Origin of the sequence: Micromonospora sp. MW-13 (genome assembly GCF_003434305.1) — a bacterium.
In the GTDB taxonomy this organism is placed as follows: domain Bacteria; phylum Actinomycetota; class Actinomycetes; order Mycobacteriales; family Micromonosporaceae; genus Micromonospora.
This window is the reverse complement of record NZ_QKKX01000069.1, coordinates 42170-52320: the sequence shown is the minus strand read 5'-3', so window position 1 is coordinate 52320 and position 10151 is coordinate 42170. Positions and strand designations below refer to the sequence as shown.

The following is a 10151-nucleotide window of genomic DNA, read 5'->3' as shown; positions in this document are numbered from 1 at the left end:
CGGATCAGGCCGCGCCGAGTTCTTCGTCCAGCAGGCTGAAGATCTCCTCGGCGGACGCCGAGGACAGGCTCTCGCCGTCGTCGGTGGCGTCCTGGGCGGCGGAGCCGGTGTAGGTCCACAGGGAGAGCAGTTCGCGCAGCCGGTCGCCGACGGCGGCCCGGTCGGCGTCGCCGTCGGCCACGGTCCGCATGACGTGCTCCAGCTTGTTCAGCTCGCCGAGCACCGACAGCGCGGACGTGCTCCGCTCGGCCAGCAGCGCGCCCCGCAGGTGCTCGACGAGGGCCGCCGTGGTGGGCCGGTCGTAGATCAGCGTGGACGGCAGGCGCAGGCCGGTGGCCGCGTTGAGGCGGTTGCGGAACTCGACGGCGGTGAGCGAGTCGAAGCCGAGTTCGACGAAGCCGCGCTCGACGTCGATGGACCGGATCGAGGCGTACCCGAGCACGGCGGCGGCGTGGGTGCGGACCAGGTCGGACAGCACCTGGTCGCGGTCGGCCTCCGGGGTGGCGGCGAGGGTGTCGCGCAGCGCCGCCGCCGGGTCGCGCTCGGCGGCGCGGGCCGCGCCGGTGGTCGCCGGGCGGACCAGCGACCGCAGCACCGGCGGCACGGCGGCGGGCCCGTGCCGGCCGATCAGGGCAAGGTCGAGGTTGACCGGTACGACCACCGGGTCGGCGAGGCGCAGCGCCTCGCTGAACAGGTCCATGCCCTCCTCGGCGGCGAGCGGGACGAAGCCGCCCCGGTTCATCCGGTCCTCGTCGACGTGCCCGGGCTGCCCGTCGCCGGTGTCGTTGGCCCACGGCCCCCAGGCCATGGCCGTGGCGGGCAGCCCCCGGTCGTGCCGGTGCTGGGCGAGGGCGTCGAGGAAGCAGTTGGCCGCGGCGTGGTTGGCCTGCCCGGGGCCGCCGAACAGGCCGGCGGCGGAGGAGAACAGCACGAACGCGGCCAGGTCCAGCTTCTCGGTCAGCTCGTGCAGGTGCCAGGCGGCGTCGACCTTGGGCCGGAGCACGGCGTCGAACCGGTCCGGGGTGAGCGCGCCGAGGATGCCGTCGTCGAGCACGCCCGCCGCGTGCACCACGCCGGTGAGCGGCCGGTCGGCGGGGAGCTGGTCGACGAGCAGGGCCAGCGCGTCGCGGTCGGTGACGTCGCAGGCGGCCACCCGGGCGGTCGTGCCCAGCTCGGCGAGCTCGTCGACGAGCGCCGCCACGCCGGGGGCGTCCCCGCCGGTACGGCTGACCAGCAGCAGGTGGCGTACGCCGTGCCGGTCGGCCAGCCGGCGGGCCACCAGCCGGCCGAGCGCGCCGGTCGCGCCGGTCACCAGGACGGTGCCGGCGGCCAGGTCGGGGTCGGGCCGGTCGGCGGGCGGCGGGCCGAGCCGGGTCAGCCGGGGGACGCGGAGCTGGCCGGCGCGCACCGCGAGCTGCGGCTCTCCGGTGGCGAGCGCCGCCGGCAGCAGGTCGGCGGCGGCCCGGTCGTCGTCGGCGTCGACGAGCACGATCCGGTCGGGGTTCTCCGACTGGGCGCTGCGCAGCAGCCCCCACGCGGTGGCGGCGGGCAGGTCGGCGATCCGGTCGCCCGCGTCGACCCGGACGGCGCCACGGGTGACCACCACCAGCCGGGCGGTGGCGAGGGTGTCCTCGGCCAGCCACTGCTGGGCGAGCGCGAGCGTGCGATGGCTGACCCGGTGGGCCAGCCGGGCCGGGTTCGGCTCGTCCGGCTCCGGGCCGACGCAGGTGACGACCACCGCGTCGGGGACGGCCGCGCCGGCGCGTACCCCGGCGACCAGGGCGGCGAGGTCCGGGGAGCGGTCGGCGGCGGGCCAGTCGTCGCCCAGGACGGCCAGCCGGTACGGGCCGTCGGCGCGGGCCGCGTCGGGGGTGACCCAGTCGAGGCGGTGCAGGGACCGGGTGGCGGCGCGACGGGCCGCGCTGAGCTGCTCGCCGGAGATGGGCCGCAGGACGAGGCCGGTGACGGCGGCGACCGGCGTCGCGCCGGTGTCGGTGACCGTCAGCGCGACCGCCCCGGAGCCGGTGGCGGTGAGCCGGATCCGCAGTTCCCGGGCGCGGGTGGGCCGGATCGTCACGCCGGTCCAGGTGAACGGCAGGCCGGGCCGGATGTCGGCGCCGCCCGTCGCGGGCGGCTGGGCGGCGTCGGGGTCGGCGCCGGCGACGCTGGCGCCGATGGCATGCAGCGCCGCGTCCAGCAGCGCGGGGTGCACCGAGAAGGCGGTGGTGTCGGTCGCCGCGTCGGCGTCCAGGGCCACCTCGGCGAGGATGTCGGTGCCGCAGCGCCACGCGGCGCGCAGGGACCGGAACACCGGGCCGTAGTGGTAGCCCTGCTCGGCGAGGCGGGTGTAGAGCCCGTCGAGGGCGATCGGCTCGGCGTCGGCGGGCGGCCACACCGCCGCCGGGGCGTCGGCCGGGTCCTCGGTGGCGGCGAGCAGGCCGGAGGCGTGCCGCTGCCACGGCCGGGCCCCGTCGGCGGCGTCGTCGGGCCGGGAGTGCACGGAGACCGGGCGGTGCCCGGTGTCGTCGGCCGGGCCGACCCGGACCCGCAGGTCGACGCCGCCCTCGGCGGGGATCGCCAGGGGCGCTTCCAGGTTCAGTTCGGCCACCGATGCGGCGTCGGCGTGCCGGCCCGTCCAGGACGCCAGCTCGACCAGCGCGGTGCCGGGCAGCAGCACGGTGCCCAGCACGGCGTGGTCGGCCAGCCACGGCTGGGCGGTCAGGGAGATCCGGCCGGTGAACAGCAGCCCCTCGTCGCCGGGCAGTTCGGCGACGGCGCTGAGCAGCGGGTGGTCGACGACGTCGAGGCCGACGGCGGGCAGGACGGCCCGGTGCGCGCCGGTGCGCTCCAGCCAGAACCGGTGCCGCTCGAACGCGTACGTGGGCAGGTCGACCGGGTCGGCCCCGGCGAGGACCCGGCGGTGGTCGACCGGCAGCCCGACGGTGTGGGCGGCGGCGAGGGCGGCCAGTAGCCGGGTGGGCCCGTCGCCGTCCCCGCGCAAGGTGTCCAGCACCTGAGCGGCGGCGCCGGCCGCGGCGAGGGCCCCGGTCAGCTCGGCGGTCGACGCCGGGTCCGGCGACAGCCCGACGAAGGTGACGTGGCCGGCCGCGACGGCGGTCCGCGCGGCGGCGTCGAGGGACCCGGGCCGGCGAACCCCGTCGGCCCAGTGGTCGGCGCCCAGGGACGCCGGGTCGGCCCAGTCCCCGGTCACGGTCGACAGCAGGCGGGCGGTGCCCGGCTGCGGGGCGAGGCCGGTCAGCTCGGCGCGGAGGCGGTCGGCGGCCCCGTCGGCCGGGTCCGCGACGGCCCGGGCCCGCAGGGCGACCACACGGGCCGCGTCGGGCAGGGACAGCACGCCGGCCACGCAGGCGGCGGTGACCTCCCCGTCGGCGTGGCCGAGCACGGCGGCGGGGGTGACCCCGGCGTGCCGCCACACGGCGGCCAGGGCCACGCCGACGGCGAAGGCGACGGGCTGGGCCAGCTCCGGCCGGTCGGTCCAGGACCGGTCCGCGCCGGTCAGCAGGGCGGCGGGGTCGACGTCCAGCCAGGGGGCGAGGGCCTGGCGGCAGTCGGCGAGCGCGTCGTCGAGGACCGCGCACCGGCCGACCAGCCCGGCCGCCGCGTCGAGGGCGGCGCGGGCGTCCGGGAGGACGAACACGGGGCCCGGCCCGTGGCCGGCGACGGCGCCGGTGAGCAGGTTGCCTGCGGGGGCGCCGGCGGCGAGCGCGTCCAGGCCGGCGAGCAGGTCCGGGGTGCCCGCGCCGAGCACCGCCGCCCGCCGGTCGAACGCCGACCGGGTGGTGGCCAGCGACCAGGCCACCGCCGCCGGGTCGAGCCCGGGGTGCTCCCGCAGGTGCCGGGCCAGCCGGGCGGCCTGCGCGGCCAGGGCGGCCGTGGAACGCGCCGACAGCGGCCACGCCACCACGTCGGCGGCGAGCAGTCCGGGGTCGGGGGCGGGCGCGGGGGTCGCGTCGGCGTCGTCGGCGGCGGGCAGCTCGACGAGCACGTGGGCGTTGGTGCCGGAGATCCCGAACGAGGACACCGCGGCCCGGCGCGGCCGGTCCACGGCCGGCCAGGGGCGGTTCCGGGTGACCAGCTCCACCGCCCCGGCCGACCAGTCGATGTGCGGCGACGGCTCGTCGGCGTGCAGGGACGCCGGGACCAGTCCCTCCCGCATCGCCAGCACCATCTTGATCACGCCGGCCACCCCGGCGGCGGCCTGGGAGTGCCCGATGTTCGACTTCACCGAGCCCAGCAGCAGCGGCTCGCCGCCGTCGCGGCCCTGGCCGTACGTGGCCAGCAGGGCCTGCGCCTCGATCGGGTCACCCAGGACGGTGCCGGTGCCGTGCGCCTCGACCACGTCCACGTCGGCGGTGGTGAGCCGGGCGCTGGCCAGGGCCTGCCGGATCACCCGCTGTTGCGACGGGCCGTTCGGGGCGGTCAGCCCGTTGGACGCGCCGTCGGAGTTGACCGCGGACCCGCGGACCACGGCGAGGATGCGCCGGCCCTCGCGGCGGGCGTCGGAGAGGCGCTGCACCAGCAGCATGCCGACGCCCTCGGACCAGCCGGTGCCGTCGGCGGAGGCGGCGAACGACTTGCACCGGCCGTCGGAGGCCAGCCCGCCCTGCCGGGAGAACTCCTGGAACGCGGTGGGGGTGGCCATCACGGCCACGCCACCGGCCAGCGCCAGGTCGCACTCGCCCCGGCGCAGCGCCGCCCCGGCCAGGTGCAGCGCCACCAGCGACGACGAGCAGGCGGTGTCGACGGTGACGGCCGGCCCCTCCAGCCCGAGGGTGTACGCGACCCGGCCGGAGATCACGCTGTGCGCGGCGCCGGTCATCAGGTACCCCTCGACGCCCTCGGGGACCTCGGTCAGCCCGGTGCCGTAGCCGGAGGTGGACGCGCCGACGAAGACGCCGGTGCGGGTGCCGCGCAGCGCGCCGGGGTCGATCCCGGCCCGCTCCAGCGCCTCCCAGGACGCCTCCAGGGTGAGCCGCTGCTGCGGGTCCATGGCCAGCGCCTCGCGGGGCGAGATCTCGAAGAACGCGGGGTCGAAGTCGGGCACGTCGTAGAGGAAGCCGCCGGCCGGGGCCTGGGCGCCGTCGAGGCCCTCGGGAATCTCCCAGCCCCGGTCGGTGGGGAACGCCGACACGGCGTCGACGCCGTCGGCGACGAGCCGCCAGAACTCCTCCGGCCCGCCGACGCCGCCCGGGTACCGGCAGGCCATGCCGACGATCGCCACGGGCTCGTCGGCGTCCACGACGGTGGCCGCCACGGCGTCGGCCGCGTCGCCCCCGAAGACCAGTTCGCGCAGGTGCGCGGCCAGCTCGGCGGGGGTGGGGTAGTCGAAGACGACGGTGGTGGGCAGGCGCAGGCCGGTGGCGGTGTTCATCCGGCCCCGGAAGTCCACCGCGGTCAGCGAGTCGAAGCCCAGGTCCTTGAACGGGCGTCCGCGCAGCTCGTCCGGGGTGGCGTGGCCGAGGACGGCGGCGGTCTGCTCGTTGACCAGCCGCAGCAGGTCGCGCTCCTGGTCGGTGGCGGACAGGCCGGCCAGGTGGCGCAGCGGCTCGGCGACGGCGCCCGGGGCGGGCGCGGCGGACTCCTCGGCGTCGAGCAGGGCCCGCACCTGGGGCAGGTCGCCGAGCAGCGGGCTGGGCCGGGCCACGGTGAACGCCGGGTGGAACCGGGTCCAGTCGACGTCGGCGACGGTGACGCATCCGGTGGGCCGGCGGGTGGCCCGGTCCAGCGCGACGAGCGCCCGCTCCGGGTCGATCGGGGGCAGGCCCATCCGGTTGAGCTGCGCGGTGGCCGCGTTCTCGGCGGCCATGCCGCCCTCGCCGCCCCAGGCGGTCCAGGACACGGCGGTGGCCGGCAGTCCCCGGCCGCGCCGGTTGACCGCGAGTGCGTCCAGCAGCGAGTTGCCGGCCCCGTACGCGCACTGGCCGGCGCTGCCCCACACCCCGGAGATGGAGGAGAACAGCACGAACGCGGCGAGGGGGCGGTCGGCCAGGCAGGCGTCGAGGTTCAGGGCGCCGAGCACCTTGCCGGCGACGACGTGGGAGAACTCGTCGAGGGTGGTGTCGGTCAGCGGGGTGAGCTGGTCGGTGCCGGCGGCGTGCACGACGGCGGTCAGCCCGGGCAGCGAGTCCAGCAGTGCGGCCACCGACGACCGGTCGGTCACGTCGCAGGTGGCGGCGGTGACCCGCCCGTCGGCACCGTACCGGTCGAGCAGGTCGGCCACGGCGGGGGCGGCGGCGCCCCGGCGGCTGGCCAGCACCACCTGCCGGGCGCCACGGTCCAGCAGCCAGCGGGTGACGTGGCCGCCGAGCCCGCCGGTGCCGCCGGTGACCAGGACGGTGCCGGCGCTCCAGTCGACGGCGGGCACGTCGTCCACGGCCGCCGGGGCGGGCCCGAGCCGGCGGGCCCAGACGCCGCCGGAGCGGACGGCCACCTGGTCCTCGCCGCCGTCGGCGAGCACGGCGGTCAGCCGGCGGGCGACGGCGGCGTCCACGGTGGCCGGCAGGTCGACCAGGCCGCCCCAGCGGTGCGGCTGCTCGACGGCGGCGGCGCGGCCGAGGCCCCAGACCTGGTTCTGTAGCGGGTGCTCCAGCGCGTCGGCGGGGGCCGCGGCGACCGCGCCGCTGGTGACGCACCACAGCGGCGCGACCAGGTCGAGGTCGGTCAGGGCCTGGACCAGCGCGAGGGCGGTGGCGGCGGCGAGCGTGACACCCGGGTGTTCCGGCAGCAGCCGGTCCTGGCCGGCGACGACGAGCAGCACGCCGGCGACGGGCCGCTCCCCGGCGGCCTCCCGCAGCCGGGCGGCCAGCGCCGCCCGGTCCAGGTCGGCCGCGCCGACGGTCAGCGGCGCGGCGTCGGGCAGCAGGTCGGCCAGCCCGGCGGCCCAGGCGGGGGCGTCGGTGGCGGGCAGCACGACCAGCCAGTGGCCGGCGGGCGCGTCCCGGTCGGCGACCGGCACCGGCTTCCAGGTCACCTGGTACGACCACTCGTCGGCCAGCGACCGCTCGCGGCGGGACCGGCGCCACGAGCTGAGCACCGGCAGGGCCGGCAGCAGGGTACGCACGGCGTCGTCGTCGGGGTCGACGCCAAGCTCGCCGCCGAGGGTCTCGGCGTCGGCGCCCTCCAGCGCGGCCCAGAACCCGTCGTCGTCGCCGGCGGCGGTGGCCGCGACGGGGGCGGGCGGCGGCTCGGGCCAGAACCGCTGGCGGTGGAAGGCGTACCGGGGCAGCGGCACCCGCGCGACGTCGGTGCCCGCGAACAGCGCGGCCCAGTCCACGTCGACCCCGCCGGCGTGCAGCTCGGCGAGGGCGGCGAACGCGGAGCCGGGTTCGCCCCGGTCGCGGCGCAGCAGGGCCGTCGCGGCCCGGCCCTCGTCCCGGCCGGTGGCGGCGAGGACGTCGCGGGTGAGCGCGGTGAGCACCCCGCTCGGACCCACCTCCAGGAAGGTGCGTACGCCCATGGCGCACAGCCGGTCCACGCCGTCGGCGAACCGGACGGCCTCCCGCACGTGCCGCACCCAGTACTCGGGGGTGCGCACGGCGTCGGGGTCGACGACCTCGCCGGTCAGGTTCGACACGATCGGCAGGGTCGGCGGGTGCAGCTCCACCCCGCGCAGCACGGCGGCGAACTCGTCGAGCATCGGTTCCATCAGCGGGCTGTGGAAGGCGTGGCTGACCCGCAGCGGCTTGGTCCGTACCCCCTGGTCGGCCCAGCGTCGTTCGAGGTCCTCCACCGCGTCGGCGGTGCCGGAGACCACCACGGAGGTGGGGCCGTTCACGGCGGCGACGGCGACCCGGTCGTCCAGGCCGGTCAGGGCGGCCCGGACCGACTCGGCGGGGAGCTGGACGGACAGCATCGCGCCGCCGGCCGGCAGGGCCTGCATCAGCCGGCCGCGGGCGGCGACGACGGCGGCGGCGTCCGGCAGGGCCAGCACGCCGGCGACGTGGGCCGCCGACAGCTCGCCGATCGAGTGGCCGAGCAGGACGTCCGGGACGATCCCCCAGCTCTCCAGGAGCCGGAACAGCGCCACCTCGACGGCGAACAGCCCGGCCTGGGTGAACAGGGTCTGGTTGAGCAGCGCGGCGGCCTCGTCGCCCTCGGGCGCGAAGAGCACCGGGGCCAGTGGCCGGGGCAGGTGGCGGTCCAGCTCGGCGCAGACCTCGGCGAGCGCGCGGGCGAAGACCGGGAACGCGTCGGCCAGGTCGCGGCCCATGCCGCAGCGCTGCGCGCCCTGCCCGGAGAAGAGGAACGCGAGCTGGCCGCCGCGCGGCCCGGCGCCGGTGACCAGTCCGGGCGCGTCGTGGCCGGCGGCGAGCGCGCGCAGCCCGGCGAGCAGGTCGGCGCGGTCGGCGGCGAACAGCACGGCCCGGTGCTCCAGCCGGGCCCGGGTGGTGGCCGACGACCAGCCCAGGTCGGGCAGCCGCAGTTCGGGGCGGGCGTCGACCAGGTCGGCCCAGCGGGTGGCCTGCTCGGCGAGCGCCGCCGCGTCGCGGGCAGAGAGCAGCACCGGCACGAGGCCGGCGCCGTCGACCGGCGCGGACCCGTCACCGGCCGACGTGGCCGCACCGGCCCCGGCGCTGGTGGCCGCGCCGCGCCCGGCGTCCCCGTCGGGGGCGGTGTCCGCCGCCGCCGGGTCGGCCTCGGCCGGCGCCTCCTCGATGATCACGTGGGCGTTGGTGCCGCTCATCCCGAACGACGACACGCCGGCCCGGCGCGGCTGCTCCCCGGCGGCCCACGGCTGGACCCGGGTCACCAGCGACACCGCGCCGGCCGTCCAGTCCACGTTGGGGGTCGGCTCGTCGACGTGCAGCGTCGCCGGCACCGTCTCGTGCCGCAACGCCATCACCATCTTGATCACCCCGGCGACGCCGGCGGCGGCCTGGGTGTGGCCGATGTTCGACTTCACCGAGCCGAGCAGCAGCGGCCGGTCCGCCGGCCGACCCTGCCCGTACGTGGCCAGCAGCGCCTGCGCCTCGATCGGGTCGCCGAGGGTGGTGCCGGTGCCGTGCGCCTCCACCACGTCGACCTGCTCGGGCGAGAGGCGGGCGCTGGCCAGGGCCTGGAGGACGACGCGCTGCTGGGACGGGCCGTTGGGGGCGGTGAGCCCGTTGGACGCGCCGTCCTGGTTGACGGCGCTGCCCCGGACCACGGCCAGCACGGGGTGCCCGTGCCGGCGGGCGTCGGAGAGCCGCTCGACGAGCAGCAGGCCGACGCCCTCGCCCCAGGCGGTGCCGTCGGCGGCGGCGGCGAACGACTTGACCCGCCCGTCGGCGGCGAGGCCGCGCTGCCGGCTGAAGCCGATGAAGGCGGACGGGGTGGACATGATGGTGGCGCCGCCGGCCAGCGCCAGGGTGCACTCCCCCTGGCGCAGGGCCTGGCAGGCGAGGTGCAGGGCGACCAGCGACGAGGAGCAGGCGGTGTCGACGGTGACGGCGGGGCCCTCGATGCCGAGGGCGTACGAGATACGGCCGGACACCACGCTCGCCGCCGTGCCGGTGAGGATGTATCCCTCGGTGCCGGGCGGCGGCTGCTGGAGCAGTGACACGTAGTCCTGGCCGGTGGTGCTGGCGAAGACGCCGACCTGGTGGCCGCGCAGCGCGGACGGGTCGATGCCGGCGTGCTCGAACGCCTCCCACGACGTCTCCAGCAGCAGCCGCTGCTGGGGATCCATGGCGAGCGCCTCGCGCGGGGAGATGCCGAAGAAGCCGGCGTCGAAGTCGGTGGCCGAGTCGAGGAAGCCGCCCTCGGAGGCGTACGACGTGCCGGGGTGGTCGGGGTCGGGGTGGAACAGCCGGGTCAGGTCCCAGCCCCGGTCGGCCGGGAAGCCGGAGATGGCGTCCTCGCCCGAGGCGACGAGCTCCCACAGGTCCTCCGGGGAGCGCACCCCGCCGGGGAAGCGGCAGGCCATGCCGACGATCGCGATCGGCTCACGGTTGGCCGCCTCAAGCTCGCCGAGCTTCCTCCTGGTCTGGTGAAGGTCCGCCGTCACCCATTTCAGGTACTCCCGTAGCGTATCTTCGTTCGCCATTAGCGCCACCTCTTCGGGCCGGAACAACCAGGCGACCCAATACCGTCCACAGACGCCTCAAGCCGCGAAGACCAGAGCCCACAAAGCCGACCACGAATTGCCAGAC

1 protein-coding gene is annotated in these 10151 nt (G+C 77.7%); it reads right to left on the bottom strand.

Annotated features, from left to right (window positions below):
- Window positions 1–4: 4 nt before the first annotated feature.
- Window positions 5–10054 (bottom strand): type I polyketide synthase, encoded by a 10050-nt coding sequence (locus C5N14_RS27350; RefSeq protein WP_371685915.1) that lies wholly within the window; start codon window positions 10052–10054, stop codon window positions 5–7.
- Between the last annotated feature and the right edge of the window lie 97 nt (window positions 10055–10151).